At 37.7% G+C, this 25604-nt stretch carries 21 protein-coding genes and 1 pseudogene; 17 read left to right on the top strand and 5 right to left on the bottom strand.

Features of this window, described 5'->3' with window-relative positions; all coding sequences use genetic code 11:
• The 12 genes and pseudogenes from IGJ39_RS07595 (at position 1) to IGJ39_RS07540 (ending at position 15415) form a co-directional block, all read left to right on the top strand.
• On the top strand, positions 1 to 1302 hold the full coding sequence (locus IGJ39_RS07595) for a Sapep family Mn(2+)-dependent dipeptidase (protein ID WP_019722662.1): 1302 nt from the start codon (positions 1 to 3) through the stop codon (positions 1300 to 1302).
• A 168-nt stretch (positions 1303 to 1470) separates the two neighbouring features.
• The gene (locus IGJ39_RS07590; protein WP_019722663.1) at positions 1471 to 2418 is read left to right on the top strand and encodes a N(4)-(beta-N-acetylglucosaminyl)-L-asparaginase; all 948 of its coding nucleotides are present in this window, start codon (positions 1471 to 1473) and stop codon (positions 2416 to 2418) included.
• A gap of 48 nt (positions 2419 to 2466) precedes the next feature.
• A complete protein-coding gene (locus IGJ39_RS07585; protein ID WP_019724643.1) occupies positions 2467 to 2802 on the top strand; it encodes a PTS sugar transporter subunit IIB in 336 nt (111 codons plus the stop codon).
• A 76-nt stretch (positions 2803 to 2878) separates the two neighbouring features.
• Positions 2879 to 4230, top strand: a pseudogene (celB, locus tag IGJ39_RS07580) (PTS cellobiose transporter subunit IIC).
• Positions 4231 to 4247: 17 nt separating this feature from the next.
• Complete coding sequence (locus IGJ39_RS07575) at positions 4248 to 4742, top strand: GrdB-related putative oxidoreductase (protein WP_019724506.1); 495 nt, start codon at positions 4248 to 4250, stop codon at positions 4740 to 4742.
• 381 nt (positions 4743 to 5123) lie between these two features.
• On the top strand, positions 5124 to 7733 hold the full coding sequence (gene clpB / locus IGJ39_RS07570; RefSeq protein WP_195339439.1) for an ATP-dependent chaperone ClpB: 2610 nt from the start codon (positions 5124 to 5126) through the stop codon (positions 7731 to 7733).
• Between the two features lie 283 nt (positions 7734 to 8016).
• Positions 8017 to 9924: a BglG family transcription antiterminator gene (locus IGJ39_RS07565; protein ID WP_438764401.1), complete on the top strand. Its 1908-nt coding sequence runs from the start codon at positions 8017 to 8019 to the stop codon at positions 9922 to 9924.
• 1 nt (position 9925) lies between these two features.
• On the top strand, positions 9926 to 10375 hold the full coding sequence (locus IGJ39_RS07560) for a PTS sugar transporter subunit IIA (RefSeq protein ID WP_195339437.1): 450 nt from the start codon (positions 9926 to 9928) through the stop codon (positions 10373 to 10375).
• Positions 10376 to 10398: 23 nt separating this feature from the next.
• On the top strand, positions 10399 to 10713 hold the full coding sequence (locus tag IGJ39_RS07555; protein ID WP_010735334.1) for a PTS fructose transporter subunit IIB: 315 nt from the start codon (positions 10399 to 10401) through the stop codon (positions 10711 to 10713).
• A gap of 27 nt (positions 10714 to 10740) precedes the next feature.
• Positions 10741 to 11850 carry a PTS fructose transporter subunit IIC gene (locus IGJ39_RS07550; protein ID WP_066025081.1) on the top strand — a complete coding sequence of 370 codons (1110 nt, stop codon included), beginning with the start codon at positions 10741 to 10743 and terminating at the stop codon, positions 11848 to 11850.
• A gap of 2 nt (positions 11851 to 11852) precedes the next feature.
• Positions 11853 to 14435: an alpha-mannosidase gene (locus IGJ39_RS07545; protein ID WP_195339436.1), complete on the top strand. Its 2583-nt coding sequence runs from the start codon at positions 11853 to 11855 to the stop codon at positions 14433 to 14435.
• Between the two features lie 125 nt (positions 14436 to 14560).
• Positions 14561 to 15415 carry a GRP family sugar transporter gene (locus tag IGJ39_RS07540; protein ID WP_195476105.1) on the top strand — a complete coding sequence of 285 codons (855 nt, stop codon included), beginning with the start codon at positions 14561 to 14563 and terminating at the stop codon, positions 15413 to 15415.
• Positions 15416 to 15496: 81 nt separating this feature from the next.
• Here IGJ39_RS07540 and IGJ39_RS07535 read toward each other — a convergent pair whose 3' ends face one another.
• Genes IGJ39_RS07535 through IGJ39_RS07525 form a run of 3 tightly spaced genes read right to left on the bottom strand, consistent with a single transcriptional unit; the run spans position 15497 to position 17890 of the window.
• Positions 15497 to 16165 carry a hypothetical protein gene (locus tag IGJ39_RS07535; RefSeq protein WP_195339434.1) on the bottom strand — a complete coding sequence of 223 codons (669 nt, stop codon included), beginning with the start codon at positions 16163 to 16165 and terminating at the stop codon, positions 15497 to 15499.
• Positions 16158 to 16652: a nucleoside 2-deoxyribosyltransferase gene (locus IGJ39_RS07530; RefSeq protein ID WP_066025078.1), complete on the bottom strand. Its 495-nt coding sequence runs from the start codon at positions 16650 to 16652 to the stop codon at positions 16158 to 16160. Before IGJ39_RS07530 ends, IGJ39_RS07535 begins: the two co-directional genes overlap by 8 nt.
• 20 nt (positions 16653 to 16672) lie before the next feature.
• Positions 16673 to 17890 carry a GNAT family N-acetyltransferase gene (locus tag IGJ39_RS07525; RefSeq protein ID WP_104871007.1) on the bottom strand — a complete coding sequence of 406 codons (1218 nt, stop codon included), beginning with the start codon at positions 17888 to 17890 and terminating at the stop codon, positions 16673 to 16675.
• A 148-nt stretch (positions 17891 to 18038) separates the two neighbouring features.
• Here IGJ39_RS07525 and lepA point away from each other — a divergent pair, with 148 nt between their 5' ends.
• From lepA to IGJ39_RS07510, 3 genes are all read left to right on the top strand, one after another.
• Entirely contained in the window at positions 18039 to 19874 is a 1836-nt protein-coding gene (lepA, locus tag IGJ39_RS07520; RefSeq protein ID WP_065095933.1) for a translation elongation factor 4, read from the top strand.
• Positions 19875 to 19990: 116 nt separating this feature from the next.
• The gene (locus tag IGJ39_RS07515; protein WP_438764397.1) at positions 19991 to 20113 is read left to right on the top strand and encodes a hypothetical protein; all 123 of its coding nucleotides are present in this window, start codon (positions 19991 to 19993) and stop codon (positions 20111 to 20113) included.
• 542 nt (positions 20114 to 20655) lie between these two features.
• Positions 20656 to 21087, top strand: a complete 432-nt coding sequence (locus IGJ39_RS07510) for a DUF4231 domain-containing protein (RefSeq protein WP_002305693.1) — start codon at positions 20656 to 20658, stop codon at positions 21085 to 21087.
• Positions 21088 to 21318: 231 nt separating this feature from the next.
• Here IGJ39_RS07510 and IGJ39_RS07505 read toward each other — a convergent pair whose 3' ends face one another.
• Entirely contained in the window at positions 21319 to 21576 is a 258-nt protein-coding gene (locus IGJ39_RS07505; RefSeq protein WP_019723395.1) for a hypothetical protein, read from the bottom strand.
• A 162-nt stretch (positions 21577 to 21738) separates the two neighbouring features.
• Between IGJ39_RS07505 and bsh the strand changes: the two genes are divergently transcribed.
• Positions 21739 to 22713, top strand: coding sequence for a choloylglycine hydrolase (gene bsh / locus IGJ39_RS07500; RefSeq protein WP_019723394.1), 975 nt, complete (start codon positions 21739 to 21741; stop codon positions 22711 to 22713).
• A 537-nt stretch (positions 22714 to 23250) separates the two neighbouring features.
• Here the strand turns inward: bsh and IGJ39_RS07495 are convergent.
• Positions 23251 to 23553: a DUF5960 family protein gene (locus IGJ39_RS07495; RefSeq protein ID WP_019723393.1), complete on the bottom strand. Its 303-nt coding sequence runs from the start codon at positions 23551 to 23553 to the stop codon at positions 23251 to 23253.
• 588 nt (positions 23554 to 24141) lie between these two features.
• On the opposite strand from IGJ39_RS07495, the gene IGJ39_RS07490 reads away from it, so the two are divergent.
• A complete protein-coding gene (locus IGJ39_RS07490) occupies positions 24142 to 25518 on the top strand; it encodes an FtsX-like permease family protein (protein ID WP_065095747.1) in 1377 nt (458 codons plus the stop codon).
• Positions 25519 to 25604 lie beyond the last annotated feature (86 nt).

Here is a 25604-nt window from a genome sequence, read left to right as displayed (position 1 = left end):
ATGGATCAAATCAACACAGCAATCGAAGAGAATTGGCTGGATTTTCTGGATTTACTCAAACAAGTCATGCAAGTTCCTAGTGTTAAATCAGAAGCTGGACCAGGAGCACCCTTTGGTATAGAAGCACGCTCGGTTCTTTCTTTGGTCATGGACAAAAGTGCCGGATATGGGTTCCAAACAAAAGTAATCGATGATGCGATCGGCTATGCCCAGTGGGGAAATGAAGGAAGTGAGTATATCGGGGTTCTGGGACATCTCGATGTCGTCCCTGCTGGTCAAGGATGGGAGTTTCCGCCGTTTGATCTCAGTGAGAAAAAGGATCGTTTTTATGGTCGAGGAATATTAGACAACAAAGGACCTATCATGTGTTGTCTGTATGGCATGAAACTATTAAAAGACCTAGGTCACCAGCCAAAAAAGAATCTGCGGATCATCTTTGGAACGGATGAAGAAAGTGGCATGTCAGATATTTCTCATTACTTAGCCGAGGAAAAACCACCGTCATTTGGTTTCACGCCCGATTGTAAATATCCTGTGGTCTATGGCGAACGTGGTATCGTAAATGTTGTCCTCCACTTTACTTTACCTGAAGAGGAACATCAACAAATCAGTCGATTCGAAGGGGACCAGTTCCGTGATCATGTTCCAGACCAACTGAACGTGAGAATTGCCAAAAAAGAAATAAGCGCCAGTGGTAAACGAGCACCAAGTAACGCGCCTGAGTTAGGAGAAAATGCTATCACGATCTTGGCGACAAAACTAGCTGAAGAACGAATGATCCCGCCAGTTGCACAGGGTCATTTCCGCTGGATTTGTCAAAGCTTTCATCAAAAACATTTTGGAGAAGGGATCGATTTAGCGTTTGAAGACGAAGATTCAGGCAAGTTGATTTTGACACCTGTTGTGCTGCAAAAGTCTCCAGAAGGCTTGCTATTAGAAATTGCTTTACGTTACCCGGTGACCGTATCAGAAAAACAAGTCGTGTCACGTTTGAAAAACCAATTGCCTTTAGGTGTTGATTTAGAAGTCGTTCGTAGTATTCCTGGATTTTGTCGGACAGAAGAGTCAAAAAAAATCGATACACTGTCAACGATCTATCATCAAGTCACCGGTAATGATCCTAAACCAGTGACAACAACAGGCGCCACGTATGCGCGTAAAATGCCGAATATCTTAGCATTTGGCCCTTCATTTCCAGGGCAAAAAGGGATTGCCCATACGGCGAATGAATATATGGATTCCGCAGATTTAAGAACAAATTTAGAAATCTACATGCGCAGCCTCCAAGCATTAACAGAATAAAAAATTCAGATAGTACAAACAATTGAAAAATAAATTTCATGTAAAACGAGTTTCTAATAAAACGATGAGTTTTAAAAAGAAACTCGTTTTTTAGTATAGACATAATAGTATATACCATATAGAATATACTTGAAAGCGCTACAAATGATAGGTGATGGAGGGAAAGAAATGTGGGGAATAATTGCAACCTGGCGCATGGCACATGAAGGTGTCTTGGCCGCTAAACAACAATTAGAAGCACAGTTTTCATGTAAAGATGCTGTGGAAACGGCGATCAAAGCAGTAGAAGATTATCCATTTTATAAATCCGTCGGTTATGGTGGATTACCAAATGAAAAAGGAATCGTGGAAATGGATGCTGCTTTTATGGATGGGGAAACATTTAAGATTGGTGCAGTAGCCGGAATTACTGATGTAGCCAATCCGATTTCTGTTGCTCGGCAGTTGAGTGATGAAAAATTCAATAGTTTTCGGGTAGGACAAGGAGCAACAGAGTATGCGATGCTCTCTGGTTTTGAACGAAAGAATATGTTGACCCCACGTGCAAAAAAAATCTGGGAACAACGAGTAAAAGAAATCGCCACGTTGAATTTAGATCCTTACGATGGCCATGATACGGTCGGAGTTGTCGCGCTCGATACGCAACAACAGATGGCAGTAGGAACATCCAGTTCCGGTTTGTTTATGAAAAAACATGGACGTGTAGGAGATTCGCCATTATCTGGTTCGGGATTTTATGTGGATAGTACGATTGGCGGTGCAGCAGCCACAGGCTTAGGGGAAGATCTTATGAAGGGCTGTCTCTCTTATGAAATCGTTCGATTGATGGGGAATGGATGTACGCCACAAGTGGCTTGTGATCGAGCCGTTTATGGATTTGATGAGCGATTGCGCAAACGTTATGGCAAAGCGGGGGCGTTCTCTTTAATAGCATTAGATAAATATGGCGAATGGGGGGTAGCGACGAACGTTGAATTTACATTTAGTGTGGCAACGATGACCCAAGAACCAGCAATTTTCATGGCAAATCCTGGTCCGGATCAGTCGACAGTGATCACACCAATCACGCAAGAATGGCTTGATGCCTATGAAGCACGTATCAAAGCACCCATCTAAAGGTGCAATCGAACAAACGGTTAACAAGAATAAAATGGAGGAATAGATATGGCAACTAAAAAAATTTATTTGTTTTGTGAAGCAGGAATGTCAACCAGTATTATGGTCAATAAAATGATGGACGTCGTCAGAAAACACAAAATGCCATTAGAAATTGCCGCTTTTCCTGCAATTCATGCGGAAGAAAAAGTCGCACAAGAAAAACCTGTGGCTATTTTATTAGGGCCTCAAGTCCGTCATTTAGCGAGTAAAATGAAAGAAACGTTTGACCCAATGGGGATTCCTGTTGGCACGATTGCTCCAGAAACATATGGCATGATGGACGGGGAAAAAGCGTTGAAAGATGTCTTGGGTTTGATCAAAAAATCAAAAGCGACAAAGTAGAGTGACAAAATGAGATTTTCGATCGAAGAATTATGTCCTCAAACAAAAATAAAGCAGCTGGATGGGAGGAAGAAACATGCAAAAATTTTTGGATTGGTTAGAACGTGTGTTAACACCAATGGCGAAAACAATCGGTGAAAATAAGTATTTGATTGCGATTCGTGATGGTTTTTTGCTATCAACACCCTTATTGATCGTAGGATCGCTCTTTTTAGTTTTGACTAATTTTCCAATTCCTAATTGGAATGAAACGATGAGCCGTATTCTCGGAGATAACTGGGCAACGATGTTGAATATGCCTGCCACGGCAAGTTTTGATATTATGACGATTTTAGCGGTTGGGGGTATTGGCTATAGTCTGGCAAAACAATTTAAAGTAGATGCCATGCAAGCGGCAATTATTTCATTGGTCGCTTTTTTTATCGTGACCCCTTTTACAACCCTGTTTACACCAGAAGGCTCCACTGAAGTCTATGAAGTAGGAAGCTTGCCCTTACGTTGGATGGGCTCTAGTGGCCTGTTCTTAGGATGGTCGTGGCTTTGGTTGCTACCCGATTGTTTGTCGCTTTATTACGTAAAGGTTGGACGATCAAAATGCCAGAAGGTGTGCCACCAACCGTCGTACAATCCTTTGAAGCGTTGATCCCAAGTTTTGTGATTGTTACTCTTTTTATGATTGTCAATTGGTTAGCCAATCTAACCTCATATGGTAATTTACAAGAAATACTATTTAAGTTCCTACAAACTCCTTTACTTAGCTTAGGAAATACTCTAGGCGCGATGATCATAGCCTACTTATTCTTGCACTTTTTTTGGTTTTTCGGTATCAACGGTTCGAGTGTGGTTGGAGCAGTATTCAATCCGATTTTACGAGCACTATCCGTTGAAAATTTAGATGCCTTCAAAAATGGCGTAGATATACCAAATATCATCACAGGTCAATTCCAAGATATGTTTGCTACTTTTGGTGGTGGGGGATCTACGCTTTCATTGATTCTAGTCATGATTCTAGTATGCAAAAGCCAACGAGTGAAAAAACTGTCGCAATTGTCACTAGTACCAGGGATTTTTGGAATCAATGAACCGATTATTTTTGGTTTACCAATTGTTTTAAATCCAGTCTTACTGATTCCATTTGCACTTGTACCCACGATCAATATCATCATTTCCTATTTTTGTATGGATTTAGGATTAGTAAATTATACGAATGGTATTCAACTACCATGGACAACGCCACCGATCATTTCTGGTTTCTTAGTTAGTGGTTGGCAGGCATCTATTTTGCAAGCCCTCTTGATCCTACTAGGGATGGCTATTTATTATCCTTTTATCAAAGTGCTAGATAATCAGTACTTAAAAGAAGAAGCAGAGGCGGTACAGGAAGAAGAAGAAATCGATTTTGACGAATTCGACTTTGATGATTTATAAGAAAAGAGGTCGTAGCAATGAAAAAAATAGTCTTGATTCTCAATCATTTGACTGCAGGCTTGGGCAGTGATGAAAATGCCCAGCTATCTCCTGGTGGCAAAAAAACAGCTCTTGGACCTGGGCGTACCTTAAATCCACTTTTTCAAGAACACGATACAGAAATCGTTGCTACATTATATTGTGGTGATCAGTATTATCTTGATCACCAAGAAGAGGTGAATAAAAAATTTGTAGGATTTGCCAAAAAATTTGGTGCAGATGCTGTTCTCTGTGGACCCGCGATGCATTATGCTAATTTTGGCATGATGGTAGCCCAATTAGCCTTGGCCTTCAGCGAACAAGGAATTCCCAGTGTTGCAGCGATGTCTGAAGAAAATCCTGCCTTTGCCATTTACACTGAAAAGATCAACATAATCAAAATGCCTAAAAAAGGCGGAATTGGTTTAAATGATTCATATAAAAATATCAGTCACTTTATTTCAGCCCTCGCTCATCAAAAGCAATCATCATGACCAGATTTCGATGAATCAACTAGTTTGTGCTAAGCAATCATCAGAAATAAATACCTCTAGGTCGGAATAGAATCAACCTCTAGAATTAAGGGTAACAACCACGGAATCGTTCTATAAATGTTTGTGGTTGTTGCCCTTATTTTATAGAGGTTTCTTTTTTTTTGCCGTTTATTTGGTAAAGTGTGACAGATAAAATTGAGTGTAACTTCTGTCTCAAATTTTTTTAATAATTGTGAGTATAATCTTTGACCAAAACTGACCAAATGAGTATAATATTCATGTAAAGGTTAAAGAAAACGAGACTTTAGACGGATGTTATAGACGTTAGAGAAAGTTATAGTTGACTTTGACCAAACAACTTCTACTACAGGAGGGAAATATATGAATAGTGAAAAAATGACAACTACGCTCCAAGAAGCGATTGCAGAAGCACAACAAGTAGCGATGACAAGAAAACATCAAGAAATCGACATCGTTCATTTATGGAAGATCTTTTTACAGCCAAATCATTTTGGCCGTAATCTATATACAGATGCAGGTATCGATGCAGATGCGTTTGAACAAGAGATCGATCGTGTGTTAGATGATTACCCAACAGTCTCAGGCAGCAATGTCCAATACGGACAAAATCTTAGTCAAAATCTTTTCCATTTATTGAATGAAGCGGATCAATTGAGAGAAAGTTTTGGTGATGAATTCTTATCCACTGAGATCGTGCTATTAGCTTTAATGAAATTAAAAAATTATCCACTGACTGTTTATTTGACAAAACAGGGACTGAATGAAAAAGAATTGCGTAAAAATATCGAAGACATGCGGGGAGGAGAGCGTGTGACCTCAAAAAATCAAGAAGAACAATATAAAGCGTTAGAAAAATATGGTGTCGATCTCGTCCAACAAGTTCGTAGTGGCAAAATGGACCCGATCATTGGCCGAGATGAAGAGATTCGTGATGTGATCCGGATCTTGTCGCGTAAAACTAAAAACAACCCTGTGTTGATCGGGGAACCTGGTGTTGGTAAAACAGCGATCGTTGAAGGATTAGCGCAACGTATCGTTCGCAAAGATGTACCAGAAAACTTAAAAGATAAAACCATTTTTTCTTTAGATATGGGTGCCTTGATTGCTGGAGCAAAATTCCGTGGAGAGTTTGAAGAACGCTTAAAAGCAGTCTTGAAAGAAGTGAAGAAAAGCGATGGACGGATCATCTTGTTCATCGATGAGATCCACAACATCGTCGGTGCAGGAAAAACGGAAGGTAGTATGGATGCCGGTAACTTGCTTAAACCGATGTTAGCTCGTGGGGAACTTCATTTGATCGGTGCGACTACTTTAGATGAATACCGACAATACATGGAAAAGGACAAAGCGTTAGAGCGCCGTTTCCAAAAAGTATTAGTGAAGGAACCAACTGTTGAAGATACGATCAGTATTCTTCGAGGATTGAAAGAGCGTTTTGAGATCCACCATAGCGTCAATATCCATGACAATGCTTTGGTTGCGGCAGCTACATTATCCGATCGCTATATCACAGACCGCTTTTTACCTGATAAAGCCATTGATTTGATCGATGAAGCAAGTGCTACGATCCGAGTGGAAATGAACTCCATGCCAACGGAATTAGATCAAGTGACTCGTCGCTTGATGCAGTTGGAGATCGAAGAAGCAGCATTAAAGAAAGAATCTGATGATGCAAGTAAAAAACGTTTGAAGAACTTACAAGAAGAACTAGCCGATCTTCGAGAAGAAGCCAATGCGATGAAGATGCAGTGGGAAACTGAAAAAGAAGAAGTAAATACCGTTTCTTCTAAACGTGCAGAAATCGATAAGGCAAAACATGAATTAGAAGACGCAGAAAACAATTATGATCTTGAGCGTGCCGCTGTTTTGCGTCATGGAACGATTCCACAATTAGAGAAAGAATTAGCAGAACTTGAAGCAAAAACAAAAGACAGTGACATCAAGATGGTACAAGAATCTGTCACTGAAAATGAAATTGCTCAAGTTGTTGGCCGTTTAACAGGGATTCCAGTAACGAAACTCGTGGAAGGTGAACGCGAAAAACTAATCAAGTTGAATGAAACGCTTCATAAACGTGTCATTGGGCAAGATGAAGCGGTAGACGCAGTAAGTGATGCGGTCATTCGTTCTCGTGCGGGATTACAAGATCCAAACCGACCATTGGGTTCATTCTTATTCTTAGGACCAACGGGTGTCGGTAAAACCGAACTAGCAAAAGCTTTAGCAGAAAACTTGTTTGATTCTGAAGAGCATATGGTGCGGATCGATATGAGTGAATACATGGAAAAACATGCCGTTTCTCGTTTAGTTGGTGCGCCTCCAGGTTACATTGGCTACGAAGAAGGTGGACAGCTAACAGAGGCTGTGCGACGAAACCCATATACGATCGTTTTGCTCGATGAAATTGAAAAGGCACATCCAGATGTCTTCAATATTTTATTACAAGTATTAGACGATGGCCGTTTGACGGATTCAAAAGGTCGTCTCGTTGACTTTAAAAACACGGTGATGATCATGACAAGCAATATCGGTTCTCAATTATTGTTGGAAGGTGTCACCCCAGAAGGAACGATTCCAGAAGAAGTCGAAGAACAAGTGCGAACGATCCTTCGTGGTCATTTTAAACCAGAATTCTTGAATCGTATTGATGACACGATCCTCTTTACGCCATTAAGTCTAAACAATGTCAAAGGGATCGTTGACAAGATGATTTCTCATTTGGCACATCGTTTAGAAAGTCAAGAAATCATTTTGGAAATCAGTGACGAAGCAAAAACATGGATTGCAGAAAATGCGTACGAGCCTGCATATGGCGCACGCCCATTGAAACGATTCATTACAAAAGAAGTAGAAACGCCATTGGCTAAAGAAATCGTAGCAGGGAAGATCATGCCGAAATCGAAAGTAACAATTACTTTATTCGATCACCACTTAGCATTCGCCACAGAAAGCCTACCCGAAGATGAATAATAGGAAATGCGACTCCAAATCTGATGCATGATTGAGGAAGAAAGCATTACCTGTCAAAGTAAAAGACTATTACTAATAGTCTCTAGCTTTGACAGGTATTTTTTTCGTCTATACTTAATAAACAATTACATGGTTCATCGAAGGACCAGAACTAGAAAATGAATGGTGATCGTCAAGTTCGCGACTAAACCTATGATTTACTGTATTCAAAACGGTAAAAGTAAGTGTTCTCATAAATCGGTAGACAAGCTAAGATAGGAAATGTAGATGAGGTGATAGTGTGATGATCAAGGAACGAGAAAAAGCAATCATTCAATATATTTTGATGAACGAACATACGACGGTCACAAAAATAGCGAAACACATGAATTTATCGAATAAAACAGTTTCACAATCACTAAAATTGATCGATGAATTCTTTCGTGATACAACGATCGAACTAATCAGAAAACCACGAATCGGTGTTTCGATCATCGGTGATCCAACAGAGATTTTACGTGAGCTTGATACAACGACTGTGGTAACAGTTCCAGCTTCTAAAAAAGAACGTATCCAATTCCTCTGTTTTGAACTCTTGAAAAAAAAGACCTATTTCACTCGCCAAGAACTACAAGATACACTATTTATAAGCAAATCGACATTAGAAGGTGATATGAACCAAGTCCATGAGATTTTCCGCCATTTCAACGTTAGCATCGATCGCCTGCCTGGTAAAGGTTCATTTCTAAACTTATCAGAGCAAGAAAAAAGACGCTTAGCATTTGATCTGATCTACTATTTTTGGGGTAGTAATTGGAAAATCATCAAAAAGAACCAGCTATATCTACACTCGATCCAAGGCATTCCTCCTTTTGTCAATGAGTTCATCGACATGAAGAACATCACATTAGTTGATACATTATTGCAGGAATACCTAAAAGAGGCACAAATAAGGTTGAATGATACGACCTACCATTCATTATTGCTCCATCTGTTGATCATGATTGATCGCGTAAGAGAAGATAACTATTTAGAAAGCGAAGAAGTCTACGGAAAAGTCAGAGAAAATAAACCATTTGATTTATTCATTCTAAAATTAGAAAAAACTTTCTCATTGACATTACCTTCTTCTGAAGTCCGTTATATTCTCTTACACTTAGAAGGTGATACATTGCTTGAACAAACGAAGCAAATGCATGAAGTGACAGATGAACACATTCGACAATTGATTCACGAAAATGTAACCCTTTACAACGAAAGTATCATTTTAGGGTTAGTTACGCACATCAAAGAAGCAGTCTTGCGTATCAAAAAAGGGTTGTTGATCCATAATCCTTTTTTACAAGATGTGAAGAAAAGCTTTCCTGTGGCTTTTACAGAAGCCATCCAATTAGCAAATGCCTTAAGCCAAGATTTTGTGATCAACGTCCCAGAAGATGAAGTCGCTTTTCTTGCTGTCCATATCCAAGCAATGAAAGAGCAAAAAGAAGAAAAACATCAAAAGAAAGTCAGTGTCTTACTTGTTTGTAGCAGTGGCAAAGGCACCTCACAACTCTTGGCTGCCCGACTTCGTAGAAATTATGAGAAGATCGAAATTTCTAGGATACTTTCAATCCAAGAGTTGATGCAGACATCGATCGATGAAGATCTGGTGATATCGACTGTCAACTTGAACCTAGAGACGATACCAACGATCAATGTTTCACCGGTTCTCAACAAATTAGAACGTCAGAAAATCGAGCAATTTTTAAAAAATGCCCAAAATAAACCAATCAAATCAACGAATCACTTTGGGAAGTTGATCAAAGATGACTTGATCTTTTTGGATCATTCATTCACAGACTATCAAGAAGTGATCCAATTCGTTGGACAGCAATTGATTGATAATGGATATGCGGAAGAAGAAATCATTTCTTCTTCTTTAGAAAGAGAACAGCTTTCTTTTACCTCTTTTGGAAAATTTGCGACACCACACGGGGCCCCTAAATACGTCAAAAAATCAGCCATCGTCTTTTTGCGTTTAGCTAATGAATTGATGTGGGGAGAAACGAAAGTCAAATATTTATTTTTCATCTGTATCAAAGATGAAACAGCGCAAGAGCTGGAAGAAGTCTATGATATCATGCTAGAGATCATCGAATCTGGTGAAAAAAACTATTTGCTAAAGGGAACAAAAAATGAGATCAAAAACTATTTGAAAGAGGAATTTTAATATGAGCATTGCAACTTTACTACCTTCTGATCATATTTTTTTAGATATGGAGAGTACAACCAAAGAAGAAACGATCCGTCAATTAGGGGAAATTCTAACGAATAACGGCTTAATCAACAATAAAGAAGCATATATCCAGTCTGTATTAGAAAGAGAAGAACATTCGACGACAGGCATTGGGAACAATATTGCCATTCCCCATGGGAAAAGTGAAGCAGTCAGTGAGCCAGCAATTGTTTTTACAAGATTGAAACAACCAATCGATTGGCAATCATTAGATGAAGAGCCAGTTTTTGTAGTCATATTATTAGCGATCCCAGAGTCACAAAAAGGGGATACTCATCTAAGGATCTTATCTGAAATTGCGATGAAATTAATGGATGATGACATTACGGCACAACTAAAAACTGAGACAGATAAACAACAAATAGCGAAACTATTAAGCGAATAAACAAACGAAAAGAGGAAAAAGAGATGAAAAGAAAAATTATCGCAGTTACAGCCTGTGCTACAGGGGTCGCTCATACGTATATGGCAGCCCAAGCACTTAAGAAAGCAGCAGCAAAACGTGGAGATTTGATCAAAGTGGAAACACAAGGAGCAACAGGTATCGAAAATGAATTGACTGAAAAAGATTGCAACATTGGCGAAGTCGTTATTTTTGCAGTGGATACAAAAGTGAGAAATGAAGAACGTTTCAAAGGGAAAACAATCTTAAAAGTACCCGTCGCAGCACCAATCAAGAATGCAGAAAAAGTAATCGAAGAAGCTTTAGGAATGATCGACTAATCAATTAATCAGTGGGGGAGAAAGTAAATGAAAAAAATAGCAAGTGAAATCAAAAATCATGTTTTAACAGGAATTTCTTATATGATACCGTTAGTGATCGCTGGAGCGGTCATCATGGCCATTTCTCGTGTGGGTGGTTCATTTTACGGGATTGTTGATATTTGGGACGGTTCTCATGGCGAGAGTGGGAATGCAATCATTCGTTTATTGCATAGTTTAGATGGTTTCGGTGGCACAGCCCTTGGTTTGATGTTCCCAGTGATTTCCGCCTTTATTGCCTATTCGATCTCAGACAAATTAGGGATTGCTCCTGGTTTAGTTGGTGGGATGTTAGTGAAAGATATCAATGCAGGCTTTTTAGGCGCCATCGTTTCTGGTCTGATCGCTGGTTATGCGTGCTTGTTGATCAAAAATAAAATCAAATTACCAAAATCAATGGCATCCGTTGTACCAGTATTTCTAGTACCAGTATTCGGCACATTGATCACCGTTCTATTAGTCAATTATGTGATTGGCACGCCATTTGCAGCATTGAACGTTGGTTTAGAATCATGGTTGAACGGTTTAAGTGGTGGAAATGCCATCGTTATGGCAGCAGTCGTTGGCGCAATGGTTGGATTTGACTTAGGTGGACCAGTCAATAAAGCGGCAGTGACAACAGCAATGGCACTATTGACTAGTAATGTTTATGCACCAAATACTGCGGCACAAGTGGCCATCATCATTCCACCCATCGGATTAGGGTTAGCCACGATCTTTGCGAAAAACAAATACAACAATGAATTAAAAGAAGCTGGGAAATCAGCTGTGATCATGGGACTTGTCGGTATTTCTGAAGGAGCGATCCCGTTTGCCGTTGAAAATCCATTGAAAGTTATCCCGATCAATATGATTGGTTCTGCCTTAGGTTCTGCGATGGCAGTTGGTTTAGGGGCAGTGAACACTGCACCGATCTCAGGATTCTATGGCTGGTTCACCGTAGAAAAATGGCCGATCTATGTACTTTCGATCGCTACAGGTGCATTGTTCATCGCGATCCTAACTAGCATGCTACGTTCAAAAGATGCTGGACAAGAAGTAGAATCAGCAGTTGAAGAATTTGATGAAGCTGCTTGGGAAGAACAATGGGAAGCATAACTATGACAAATATACACATTGTAAATCATACACATTGGGATAGAGAATGGTACTTTACTTCAATGGATTGCATCGTTTTAAGTGATCAGTTGTTTACAGATGTTTTGGAAGAGTTGAAAAGACAGCCTAATGCTACTTTTGTATTAGATGGACAGCTTTCGATCCTCGATGATTACTTGGAACTATATCCAGAGAAATTACCAGAGATCAAAGAATTAGTTGCGAAGGGTCAATTATTTATTGGCCCTTGGTTCACACAAACGGATGCGTTTTTTGCCTCAGGGGAATCTATTTTAAGAAATGCAATGGTGGGCGTCTTTGAAAGTAAAAAATATGGGGAGTATCTACCTATTGGCTATCTTCCAGATACGTTTGGATTCAACGCACAAATGCCGACGATTTTAAACGAAGCTGGGTTTGACAATATCATTTTTTGGCGTGGGATCGACTTAGGCGAACATGTCCAATCGCCATATTTCAAATGGAAGAGTTTAAGCGGAGAGAATGAATTGTATGCAGTGAACTTTCCCCAAGGATATGGTGCGCAACAACAACTAGAACCAACAAAAAATTATGTGGAAGGTCGTTTAGACAAAGGCATCGATTTTATCAAGAGCTACGCAGATGAAACAGACATCTTGATCCCAACAGGAAACGATCAATTAGGGATCATCTCGTCTTTAGAAGAGAAAATCGCTAAAATCAATCAAATCGGTAAATATAACTATCAAACAAGCACGTATCAAGCGTTCATGGATTTGGTCCGTCAAAAGGATCTGGAAGAGTATCAAGGAGAGTTTCGTGCACCGGTTTTTGCCCGTGTGCATAAGACGATCGGTTCTGTCCGGATGGATTTGAAACGTGAGATCTTCAGATTAGAGAATAAACTGACACTTGAAATCGAACCAATGGTCGTGATTGCCAAGGAGCTAGGCATCGTTTTGAGCAATCGGTTAGTTATGAAGGCATGGAAAAAATTATTTGAGTGCCAAGCACATGACAGTTTAGCCGGCTGTGTGTCAGATAGTGTCGCGCAAGACATCGCCCACCGTTTGAAAGAAGTATCAGAAATTTGTGACAGTATCGAAAATTTGGTATTGAAAAGAATTTCTGAAGGACTAAAGCTGACAGAGCAACAATTCTTGATTTTGAATACTTCAGTTACACCTTTCAAAGGAAAAAAAGTGGTAAAACTCATCTCAAAAGTCAATCAAATCGAAGTGTTGGGCCATGATTCTGCCGTCATCTCGATGGATTATGTGCCTAGCCGCCAAAATATCATGGAAGAAACACCAGCCGGCAATCGATTTATCGAAGAGCCAGGGTACTATATTTTACAAGTAGCAGTTGATTGTTCCTTTGATGGACTAGGTTATCAAGTCTTCGATTTCGTTGAACACACTACAGCTGAGCTACCTGGTATGATGCCACGAACGAGGATCTCAAAAGGGAACTATTCTTTGACTTTTGAAGAGGGACAGCTTACCTTTTCAGATGGCAATCAAACGGTTAGAGACTTCTTGACGATCGTGGACGATAGCAATGCCGGAGATACTTATGATTATTCGCCTATACCTAATGATCTCCCATTCTCTTTGACATTTGATTCATGTAAAGGCAATGATGAAACCCTGATCTTGGAAGGAAAACTAGAGCTTCCTTATACATTGTTAGAACGTATCGCCGGTCAAACAACGAAAGTCTTCGCTTACCAGCTGACATTGAAGTTAACGGAACAGGGCGAGGTCCTAGGCAAGCTTTCTTTTGAAAATAATGTTTTAAATCACCGTATCCGAATCAAAACAAAGTTAAATCAGTCGATTGAAAAAGTCGTTTCAGCAATCCAATTTGGATACTTAGCAAAATCAAATCAGTCAACGACAGATTGGGAACAAAAATACTCTGAGATGCCAGTAAATATCGAGCCCTTTGAAAAACAAGTGATCGCGTATAGCGCCGAAGAAGCATTAGTGTTTTATACCGAACAAAGTAAGGAATACGAATATATCAATGACTCCTTATACGTCACGGTATTAGCCACGACGGATTCGTTAGGGAAAGCAGATTTGCTGTATCGTCCAGGACGTGCTTCAGGAGATACGACGAAAAAAGGGCACATCATGATGGAGACACCGCTTGCTCAAATGGAAAATCAACGGATCGATTTTGACTTTTCAGTGCGCGTGGCGCCAACTGATATTTCAGAACACACATTAGTGACATGGAAATCAGAAAAAGAACAACCGTCGATTTCGTATCAATTGCAAGATTTGAATTATTTCGTTTATCGAATCGACAATAAGATCCAAAGTAGAATCCAACCACTTTCTTTGAGTGAAACGACATATACGCAAATTTCGTTAGATTTGGAAGAAGGATTGGCTGTCAGTGCGATCCATAATGCTTATTATTCAGAAGGTGTAGTGATTCGATTAGTCAATGGAACCTCAGAAAAGCGTTACCTTGAGCCAGAGAAGCTTTTTTCAGGGTTCAAATACACACGTATCAATGCCTTGGAAGAAGAAGTGACAGAGACAAAAACGATCAGCGGCTATGGCTTAGCCACCTATTTATTAACAAAATAAAAAAACGTTGAGGCACAAGTTGATTCTCAAGGAGTTGCTTCTGGAACACCGTTTAGCGGGTTTTAGGAACAGCAAGTTGACTACTTGTGTCTCCCTTTAGTTGTGAAATTGAAAGAGGAGAAATTATGGCGATACACCTTTTATTTTTAGCTTTGATCCCAGCATTAGGGTGGGGCATGATGCCAATATTATCTAAGATCATGGGGGGCAAGTCAGAAGAACAATTGATTGGCACCACCATTGCAGCCTTACTATTTGGCTTGATATTTAGTTTGTCTCAGCAAGTAACATACCAAACGGTTTCATTCATTGTTTGTTTTTTGTCCGGAGTATTCTGGGCGGTGGGGCAATATTTTCAGTTCCGCGCATTAGAAAAGGCTGAAGTGTCAAAAGCGATGCCCATATCTGTCGGGACACAATTAGCCTTTATCACGCTTATTTCAGGAATTTTTTTATTGGAATGGACGAGTTTCTTTGTCGCTATGATGTCGATCGTGGCGTTGGCGGTCATTTTAGTCGGTGTGCTATTGGTGACTAAGACAAGCAATGGAAACAGCGCAGTGGCGAAACAAGTGATTGTCTTTTTGTGCATTTCATCTGCGTTTTTGATGCTATATGTAACGATCACTAGTTATTTTGATATTCATGGACCGCAAGTGTTTCTACCTCAATCCATCGGCATGTTTGTTGGAGGGATGATCCTCTCAATGAAGAAGATCAGACAATTGAGAGTCAACGCTATCGCTCGAAATATCCTCACTGGTAGTTCCTGGGTGATCGCTAACACGACGTTATTTGCTGTGTCTGCGTCTTTTGGTGTGGGTATTACTTATGCCTTTTCGCAAATGAGTTTACTTGTCGCAACTTACGGAAGCATCATTCTTTTGAGAGAGAAGAAGACATCATTAGAAAAACGCTCAATCTATTTGGGTACATTGGTGTATGTAGTGGGTGTGGTTGGAATGAGTCTTTTAAAATAAAGAATTGAAAAAAATTGACAAAGGATCAAACAAAATCCCTTGCCAATTTTTTTATTTATCTATCATACTTGCTACGATTGATCAGTGATCTAATTTTTGTAGTCGGTAACTCTCAAAATGTGCTGGGTTTTTTTTCACTTGGACCCACGCATAAACACCCATGATAAAGGCGCCGACTGTATTTGTTAGTAAATCTCCCATTGTATCCATCAATGCTTCGCGTCCGACGAAGAGCGTACCATCAGATGCAGCAAACCGTTGCAAGTTCATTCCTAAGAATTGGTCGCATAAAAACTCCCAGAATTCCCAGAAAACACCGCATAACCCAGCAAAAGCAAATCCAAATAAAAGAAATAGCCAAGGACTTGTTTTCTCGATTGGTGCGTCTTTCAGCAAGAAGCCGATCAAACCGTAACCTAAGGCAGTCAGAACCATCGGGCTAACGGCGTGTAAGATTTTATCCCAAAATGAAATAATACTGATCAAGTGCATACCTGTTCCTAAAAAGACAGAAATGAACAAGAAAAACCAATAAAATAAAACAATCGCATCAGGAACATGGATCTTGAACAGTCGGCGAATGATCTGTGGCAAATAAATCAATAAGATACCTGCCAGTGATTCGACGATAAAGGTGATTCCTTGTGTGGTCGAATATTTGTTTGTTACAAATTCGAAAATGTTATAACCAACAACAAATAGACCGAAAATCGTTAATGCAATCTGAACTTTTTTTACTGTCTTACTCACTAATTTTTCCCCCAGCTAGATATGATTTCAATACTTCGAACAATACTTCTTCAGAAGACACGATCGTTCCGTTCAACTTGATCAAGCCGACCGTATAAAGATTTAAATAATGGAACTGATTTTCACCAGCCTGTTGCAAGGCAGCGACTTTTTTTGGATGAGTCGCTCCTTGTTGGCGGCTGTCTGTATATAAACCAATGATCGGGATGCCTTTAGCATAGGCGACACCGATCTCAGAAGCAACTCCGGCATCGATGGTCAATCCGTCTAAAAGTGCGATCATCAAGTCACTTTCTAGCACCTTTTCCGTATCAGCCAAGGCAATCATTTTACTATCTGCATACGCAGTCTTGTCATTGATCGCTTCGTTTTCTTGTGGCAGATAGATCGACAAATCAGAAGAAATCTCCCTGATTTTTTTGACAAGAGATTCGTTATAAAGCAAATCTCCTTTTGCAAAGAGTGGCGCTGCAAAATAAATATTCATTCGTTTCAACATCCTTTGTATTAGAAATAGTCACTAAAGTAAGCTTCCATGTTTGGAATGATCCGCTCTAATGTCTTGACCATGTCCTCATCCGTCGTTAAGCGTTCGATCCGAGCAAGGTAAGAAGCACGACGATAATTCATCATTAGACATGTCAAGGTTTGGATATCTAAGCGAACCATTTTTCCAAGGGGCTCGTTGACGATCGACAAACGACCATCTCGCCACGTCAAGCCAAATACCCCATTGTTCCAAGGCGCCACGGAATCTTCCACGATGAAATGGAAATCCTCTGCTGTACCAGAAAAAGGGAAGCGCTGGATAAATTCTTTGACGTCAACGATTCTTGCCATAAAGTAAGGTTCGATCTGTTCTTTGATTTGGCTATCTTCTAATAAGAAAGCAAGGGGTTCATTTTTGTAGATATCACCATGTACCCAGTAAACCATTGAAAAGTGTGCAGAGATGAAATTCCACAATCCGTTACGCGCCTCTTGATTCAAATAAAACATCTCTTTGACATGGAAGACTTCTTCGGCGACCCAATAAAAAAGTACGCCTGTTGGTTCATTGTCGCTATTGTAATAAATCGCCGCAGTCCGTTCTTCTTCATTTTCAAAACGCCAGTATTCTTCCCAGTGAAAGGCACTACGAAACAGTGCACCATGATTCTTTCCCGCAAACTGTTGATAGACACGGAAAACATCTTCGTGATCGACAGGCAGTCGTTCCACGATACCAGAAACAGGTACTTGTTTAGGTAGTTGCGTATCACGTATTTTAAAGGATAACTTATCTGACATGATTTCCCAACCTTTACGCCTGTAATAAGGGATATTGTAAGGATAAAGATAAGAGATCCACTGTTTGTTTTTGCGCATGTTGTCTAATGCGACGATGATCAAGTCTTGCATCAATCCATGATTGGCATATTCGGGATAGGTTCCAACGCCAGTTACACCGCCCATTTGGTACCGTGTACCATGGATATTGACCTCACAAGGATAGATCGCGATTTGAGAAATCAATTTTTCTTTATGAAACCAGCCGAATACATTTGATAATTCTAGGATCGGTCGCTTGGAACGTACAAATTCCCGTTTGTTTTCGAATCCACTTTCTTCAATATCAGAGTCAGTGACTTGAAAAACATAGGAAAGTAACTCATTGAACTGGTCAACATGTTCCTCCGTGACAGGCTTCAACTCAAAATTTTCTCTAAAATCTGTTTGGTCCATTTTTTCAACTCCAATTTAGTTACTTGTTCACAGTATAACAAAAGTTTCTAAAAAAAACTTCTAAAGTCCTTAGAAGGAAAAAGTCTTTAAATTCCTCCTTTTCGTTGGTATAATGAAAAGTGCTGATTATATGAAAAGAGGAGACGCTATGGATATAAAGAAAATGAAACAACGCCAAGAGCAAATTCGAAATTTTTCGATCATTGCTCATATCGACCATGGGAAATCAACTTTGGCCGATCGGATTTTGGAAAAGACGAACACTGTGACGTCTCGCGAAATGCAAGATCAGTTATTAGACTCCATGGATCTAGAACGTGAACGTGGGATCACGATCAAGCTTAATGCCGTAGAATTGAACTATACGGCTAAAAACGGGGAGACATACATCTTCCATTTGATCGATACCCCAGGGCACGTCGATTTTACCTATGAAGTATCCCGAAGTTTAGCTGCCTGTGAAGGCGCAGTCTTAGTCGTGGATGCCGCTCAAGGGATTGAAGCACAAACATTAGCCAATGTTTATTTGGCATTAGATAATGACCTAGAGATTTTACCAGTCATCAATAAGATCGATTTACCAGCCGCAGATCCAGAGCGTGTGCGTAATGAAATCGAAGAAGTGATCGGTATTGATGCCAGTGAAGCGGTCTTAGCAAGTGCGAAGTCTGGAATTGGTATCGAAGAAATACTGGAACAAGTAGTGGAATATGTCCCAGCACCTTCAGGCGATATCGAAGCTCCTTTGAAAGCACTGATTTTTGATTCGATCTATGACAGTTACCGCGGAGTTATTTTAAACGTACGGATCACCGATGGTGTTGTCAAGGCAGGGGATAAAATCAAATTGATGAGTAATGGCAAGACCTTCGATGTGACCGAAGTCGGCGTTTTCTCACCAAAAACGATTGCTCGTGACTTTTTGATGGTCGGTGATGTCGGTTATATCACCGCAAGCATCAAGACAGTTCAAGACACAAGTGTTGGGGATACAGTGACACTTGCGGATAATCCAGCTACAGAAGCATTACCAGGTTATCGTAAAATGAACCCAATGGTCTATTGTGGCTTATACCCGATCGACACATCACGATATAATGATCTACGTGAAGCATTGGAAAAACTTCAACTGAATGATGCTGCTTTGCAGTTTGAACCAGAAACATCACAAGCACTCGGCTTTGGTTTCCGTTGTGGCTTCTTGGGATTACTTCACATGGATGTCGTCCAAGAACGTTTAGAGCGTGAGTTCAATCTTGAATTGATCACGACAGCACCTTCTGTAATCTATCATGTCAACAAGACAGACGGTTCGATGGTCGTTGTTGATAATCCTGCTGATTTTCCTGAACCAGTCACGATCCAAGATGTCGAAGAACCTTTTGTGAAAGCACAGATCATGGTACCTAATGAGTACGTTGGTGCAGTCATGGAACTTTCGCAACGTAAACGTGGCGATTTTATTACGATGGATTATTTAGATGACTATCGTGTCAATGTTGTTTATAATCTTCCATTGTCCGAGATCGTCTTTGATTTCTTTGACAAACTTAAATCAAGCACGAAAGGCTACGCTTCACTTGACTATGAAATGTCGGGTTATCAAAAGAGCAAGCTAGTGAAAATGGACATCTTGCTGAATGCTGAAAAAGTCGACGCATTAAGCTTCATCGTTCACCGTGATTTTGCCTATGAACGCGGAAAAGCCATCGTTGAAAAACTGAAAAAATTGATCCCTCGTCAACAATTCGAGGTACCGATCCAAGCGGCGATCGGACAAAAAATCGTTGCCCGTTCAGACATCAAAGCGTTACGTAAAAACGTGTTGGCTAAATGTTACGGTGGTGACGTTTCCCGTAAACGTAAACTTCTTGAAAAACAAAAAGAAGGTAAAAAACGAATGAAACAAATCGGTAACGTCGAAGTCCCTCAAGAAGCCTTTATGGCCGTTCTGAAAATGGATGAGGATGAACCGAAGAAATAGTAAGGGGTCTAGCCGTTGGGCTAGACCTTTTTTGTTGCTTTTTCCCACGGATTTCCCACGGTTGTATGGGAAATTTAAATCATACTGTCTTTTAACATTCTTTCAAATATATCTAGTTGACGGAACAAATCACGTTTTTGCGAGTAGCTGCAAGTGCGCCAGTTCGGCAAAGAAATGCGAATGCCAAGCTTGATAAATTCACTGTATTTGAAAAAGTCACAGCTCGCGTTGCTGGATGATTAGTACCTAGCACTCCGCAAGGATCTATTCGTGCAAGAGCATTCGTTTTGATTATGGAGCATGGCACCATAAAGAATTTAATCGCATTGAATCTAAAGGTATCTTATGCCCAGATGTCAAAAAAGCATATGGTTATCAAGGTGGAGATACACTTGGTTTTGATGTAACTTTTGATACTGATTTGCTGAAAGGGAAGAAGATTGATATTGTTTTACGCCGATGCAATCAGTCTAATGGTTAAGGTGCAGTAAATGATGTGCGGATTTCTGATATTTATTTAACGCTATAAATAAAAATAATCCCTCTTTGAGGGGCGGTACATAAAAATTTATTATTTAGATTCTATAAACATGTGCAACTTATCTAACAACAAAGTATATATTCTACAGAAGTAAACAAATAGCTTATATTTTAGGATGTACACAAATTGACAAGTATAATAAAACTTTGATAAAATACAAATGTTTTTTTATTTTTATGTGTGATTAGTTAGAACTTACTTAAATCCTATTATAATATTTTTGTTAATGATTTTAATAAAATGATTGGAGAGAAAATGATGGATCAAAAAGCGTTTATCGAATCTATTGATTCTACAATCGATAGATTAAAAAAAGAAATTCGATTTTATAATAGAGTAATTGGTATCGGAAATATTATAAAAATAGTCTTATCAGCTAGTATCCCAATATTAATTGATCAGGCTTCCGAACACAGGTCTTTACTATTGATTGTTTCAATTGCTTCAGCAATAATTACAATTATACAAAGTGGGATGTCTGCATTTAATTATCAAGATAAAGTACAGACTTCGACAGAGTTATTAATGAAAATTGAAAAAGAAAAGTTGTTATATATAACGAAAACATCCCCATATAATAAAACAGATGAAGAAAATTTCCATTTAATCGTTACAACCCTTCAAACTGAATTAAATGATATTATCTCTGATTTTAATCAAGTTAATAACTAAAAATTTATTTAATTAGAAAGTAGTGCAGATAATACTAATTGTACAATTAAGAAAAGAGATAAGACTTTACATTTTTTTAGGAATGTAAAGTCTTATCTCTTTTCTTAATGCTATAAATTCATAATAACATTATGGACAATAAATTTAAAATTTATTCAGACTGTAGACAAACTCCTAAATTTAGAGTGTTGTTTGCAGTCTGACGACTCAAAAATGAGTCGTATAAATCAATTATAGTAATAAGTCATTGATTTCTTTAAATTCTTTATCAAGTTCTTTTTCATCATATTTTTCATATTTATCAGCTTCATGAAGAACTTTTTTAATTTCATGAATAGCCTTTCGTTCAACTAACCATTTTTTTAGGTTATGTTTTTTTTCTGGATTTTCAGATAACGTATCAAGTTCGTCTAACTCTTTATCCAGTTTATTGACAACAGAAACAATTCTGTTTACAACTTTTTCTTCTTTGTTTTCTAAATTTGACATTTATCTTCACGTCCTTTTTATTTGATAATTTAAGTATAGAACTTTGATATAGTTTATACAAATAGAAACGCTTCTTCGTGTATTCTGTGATTTTCTTTTGAAATGAGGAAAACTTTGGAGTAAAATGAACGTGGACAGAACAATATTTAGGAGGAATAAACTATGTGTACGTCTATTACTTATGTAACAAGTGATCATTATTTTGGAAGGAATTTTGATTATGAAATATCTTACAATGAAGTAGTCACTGTTACTCCAAGAAATTATAAGTTGAATTTTCGAAAGGTAAATGATTTGGATACTCATTATGCAATGATTGGTATTGCCGCTGGTATAGCTGACTACCCTCTTTATTACGATGCGACAAATGAAAAAGGATTGAGTATGGCTGGGCTAAATTTTTCTGGGTATGCTGATTATAAAGAAATACAAGAAGGGAAAGACAATGTATCTCCTTTTGAATTTATTCCTTGGATTTTAGGACAATGCTCAACAGTAGGAGAAGCTAAAAAATTGTTAAAAAATATCAATTTAGCAAATATAAATTATAGTGATGAACTTCCTTTATCCCCTTTACATTGGCTATTAGCTGATAAAGAAAAGTCAATTGTCATTGAAAGTATGAAAGATGGACTTCATATATATGATAACCCTGTGGGCGTTCTTACCAATAATCCTTCATTTGACTATCAATTATTTAATTTAAACAATTATCGTGTCTTATCGAGTGGAACTCCTAAAAATAATTTTTCAAATCAAATAAGTTTGAATGCCTATAGCCGCGGTATGGGAGGGATAGGCTTGCCTGGAGATTTATCCTCAGTATCTCGTTTTGTTAAAGCGACTTTTACGAAGCTGAATTCTGTATCTGGAGATTCAGAGTCAGAAAGTATTAGTCAATTTTTCCATATCTTAGGTTCAGTAGAACAACAAAAAGGTTTGTGTGATGTTGGTGATGGAAAATATGAATATACAATTTATTCTTCTTGTTGCAATGTTGACAAAGGAATCTATTATTATCGAACATATGAAGACAGTCAAATTACTGCAATTGATATGAATAAAGAAGACTTAGATAGTCATAAGTTAATTAGTTATCCAATTATAGAAAAACAACAAATTAAATATATAAATTAGTTAATGTGTTGTGATTGATTATTTAATATAGATATAATACAAAAAGGCAAAGATATTTTCAAAACATTTTTTCTTGATGTGATATCCTTGTCTTTTTTGTAATGTTTTTAACTTATTACTTTTGCAAAATTTATTTACCTGTTTTCTGGATCAACGATAGTGTATATTATGCTATCCTTGTTTGATTTTAGGACGTTTAAAGAGGCACTTTTTTACATAACTTAATCCATAGACCTTTTAAGCATGCTGTGAGATAATAATAAAAAAGAGTTTAAAGCGCACCCCAAACCACTTCCCCATAAGTGTATTACGCTTTAAACTCTTTTATATTTGAATTCACTAAGAAGCATAACATATTTTTGAAAAAAAGTGAGAAAAAAGGCTTATAATTAGGATTTAGAGTAATTAATTAGATGTTTATTTTATAGGACTGATATTATAGATTACAAATAGTATCGTATTTCGCAATCTTAAAATTATCTTCTTACTATGAATAAGATAATAAAATTTGTATCTGTCCTTTTTAGGTAACTTATTTTAATCTATATACCTTTCTGGATCAACGAAAGTATACTTTATATAGTCATAACGTCGATGATCGCTCCGTGTGTCTGGCACGTCAGTCACGATATCAAACAAAAAATATACATCCTTCTTCATTCTCGTTTTCGCAGCAGGGATTTTAAAGTAGTTCTTATTTGAATAGTAGAGATTGATTAATAAGCTTTCTTCGATTGCTAAAAAGAAAACTTCTGAATCCCATACTTTATAAAAATATTTGATAAATCTATTCGAAGGATCAAATTTAAACCACAATAGTGTTTTTACTTCCATTAACATATAAAGTTCACCTTAAAAATACTAACAAAAGTTTTTTTGTAAACCTTAAATAAAGATAATATCTCCCACATTTCTCCCACGTAGTCTATATAAAACCACAAAAAAATTTGAAGTGATACGAAGAAGAGTGAAAAAATAATAGAATATACAGCAATTGAAAACACTTCTACATGAAGCAAATTAAAACTTATTGAAAATGTACGTAATGCTTTTAGAATACAAGACTATAAGAAGCCTTCATGGCCGTTCTGAAAATGGATGAGGATAAGACGAAGAAATAGCTATTTCAAAATGAGAATACTAAATGATTTTGATTCTTTGTCAAAATGATGTTGGCAAAGAGAAATCTTAGAATAATTTGGACAGTAAGAAGGAGTTAACTTCTTTCTGCTCTTTTTATTTGGACAGAAAGAATCCATTGTCGAGTCATAATCCTTAATGGTTAATTTTACTAACAAAAATATAGTCGTATTTATTACTTTGTAATTAGAGTAATACCTTTCAGAATAAGGCTAAAGTCTAATTGTTACTACAATTTTCTTATGCTACCTTAAATTTAGAAATACTAAATGAGGAGGCAACAAATAAATGTTTAAGTTGATTTTAAAGCAATTTTTACAACACTGGAAAATTTGGCTATCCATCCTGCCTATTTTTATTGTTTCTGGATTAATATTTAGCACTGCTTTTGTGATATTAAATGCTTTAAGTAGGGCTGGTCTTAACAGTTCAGTTGATTATGGTGTTTTTATGCAGTTACCAATAGTAATAGGGATAGTAGTGTTGTTTTTATTGACTACCAATGCAATGAAACAGTGTATAGATTTTTTTGATGAAACAAATGACATATTGCTTCTTTTAGGGGCTTCTCCTGCTCAAATTAGTTTGGTAATGACCGGTCAAATGTTAATAATTGGGATGATTGGAGCCTTTTTTGGAAGCTGCTTCTCCTTAAAATCTTCACAGCTTTTTTTATCCACATTACCTTCGAGTGCTGCTAAAGAATCTCTTGTACATATCCCTCTTCAGTTCTCATGGAATATCGTTTTTGCTGTGATAATGATTCAACTAGCAATTATTCTATATACATGTATGCGCTATTGTCTTAAAAATTATAAGAAAAGAAAGGGAAGCCTTTCTTCTCATAGAGCATCTAATAAAACGAAGAACAGTGGTAAATTTTTGGGAATAATTGCGTTACTCATAAGCGTAGGTGCGACATTATATTTATATTTCAAAAATATTCCTGATCCAACTTTAATAAAAGAATATACTCAAAGTATGAGTAACTCAATGAATTTATTGCTCCTTCTGTGGCTTTCTATACTTATGACTATGAATTTTTTGATTCGTCCCATATTTCGAGGGATCGTACATATAATTGTTGGATTACCAAAAATGACAAAGAATCCAATGGTCCGCACTGCATTTTACAATATGCAATACAATATAGAAGAATTAGTAAAATTAATTCGTCCTGTCAGCATCATTACCTTATTAGTTGGGAATTTTATAGCTTTGTTTCTCAACACTAAACTACTGATTGATGGTACAAATGATAACTCTTATATTTCAGATTTGATCATCAACCTTATTTTTGTATTTGGAGCTCCAATATTAATCAGCTTGGCGAACGTAATTGTGTCAATTTGCCTTTTTAGAATAAAAACAAAAGTTGAATCTAAAAATTATTTTTATACTGGATGTACACCAGATTGGATTTTTAAAATGAGAATCATTGAAATCAGTATAGTTTCACTTATCTCAATAGTAGTTACTCTCATTGGAATGATAATGTTTGCGATTCCTTTATTAAGAGTGACATATCTGGGTGGTGGCAATATTTTTAAGGCAAATTGGTCGGTTAATCTCTTATTATCGTTAGGCGCTTTTCTAATATTCGGTTTATGTTTTATTGCAATATATTGGTTTGAGCGCTACACGTTAAAAAAGTATGTCGAGTAGATTTATTAATATACTAAAAGAATAGATTGTTTTAATTGAATCAAACACAAGAAAGTAATTAATTCAAATTGAAAGAAGGAAAGAAA

It is taken from the genome of Enterococcus sp. AZ140 (genome assembly GCF_051714405.1).
GTDB classification, from domain to species: Bacteria; Bacillota; Bacilli; order Lactobacillales; family Enterococcaceae; genus Enterococcus_B; species Enterococcus_B pernyi.
This window is presented reverse-complemented; position numbering and strand designations above follow the sequence as displayed.

Coding starts and splice junctions, on each gene's coding strand:
- IGJ39_RS07565 (WP_438764401.1), top strand. CDS start 8,017: ATGATCAAGGAACGAGAAAAAGCAATCATTCAATATATTTTGATGAAC.
- IGJ39_RS07540 (WP_195476105.1), top strand. CDS start 14,561: ATGGCGATACACCTTTTATTTTTAGCTTTGATCCCAGCATTAGGGTGG.
- IGJ39_RS07545 (WP_195339436.1), top strand. CDS start 11,853: ATGACAAATATACACATTGTAAATCATACACATTGGGATAGAGAATGG.
- IGJ39_RS07495 (WP_019723393.1), bottom strand. CDS start 23,553: ATGTTAATGGAAGTAAAAACACTATTGTGGTTTAAATTTGATCCTTCG.
- IGJ39_RS07510 (WP_002305693.1), top strand. CDS start 20,656: ATGATTGGAGAGAAAATGATGGATCAAAAAGCGTTTATCGAATCTATT.
- IGJ39_RS07550 (WP_066025081.1), top strand. CDS start 10,741: ATGAAAAAAATAGCAAGTGAAATCAAAAATCATGTTTTAACAGGAATT.
- bsh (WP_019723394.1), top strand. CDS start 21,739: ATGTGTACGTCTATTACTTATGTAACAAGTGATCATTATTTTGGAAGG.
- IGJ39_RS07595 (WP_019722662.1), top strand. CDS start 1: ATGGATCAAATCAACACAGCAATCGAAGAGAATTGGCTGGATTTTCTG.
- IGJ39_RS07490 (WP_065095747.1), top strand. CDS start 24,142: ATGTTTAAGTTGATTTTAAAGCAATTTTTACAACACTGGAAAATTTGG.
- IGJ39_RS07555 (WP_010735334.1), top strand. CDS start 10,399: ATGAAAAGAAAAATTATCGCAGTTACAGCCTGTGCTACAGGGGTCGCT.
- IGJ39_RS07590 (WP_019722663.1), top strand. CDS start 1,471: ATGTGGGGAATAATTGCAACCTGGCGCATGGCACATGAAGGTGTCTTG.
- IGJ39_RS07575 (WP_019724506.1), top strand. CDS start 4,248: ATGAAAAAAATAGTCTTGATTCTCAATCATTTGACTGCAGGCTTGGGC.
- IGJ39_RS07530 (WP_066025078.1), bottom strand. CDS start 16,652: ATGAATATTTATTTTGCAGCGCCACTCTTTGCAAAAGGAGATTTGCTT.
- lepA (WP_065095933.1), top strand. CDS start 18,039: ATGGATATAAAGAAAATGAAACAACGCCAAGAGCAAATTCGAAATTTT.
- IGJ39_RS07560 (WP_195339437.1), top strand. CDS start 9,926: ATGAGCATTGCAACTTTACTACCTTCTGATCATATTTTTTTAGATATG.
- IGJ39_RS07525 (WP_104871007.1), bottom strand. CDS start 17,890: ATGGACCAAACAGATTTTAGAGAAAATTTTGAGTTGAAGCCTGTCACG.
- clpB (WP_195339439.1), top strand. CDS start 5,124: ATGAATAGTGAAAAAATGACAACTACGCTCCAAGAAGCGATTGCAGAA.
- IGJ39_RS07585 (WP_019724643.1), top strand. CDS start 2,467: ATGGCAACTAAAAAAATTTATTTGTTTTGTGAAGCAGGAATGTCAACC.
- IGJ39_RS07505 (WP_019723395.1), bottom strand. CDS start 21,576: ATGTCAAATTTAGAAAACAAAGAAGAAAAAGTTGTAAACAGAATTGTT.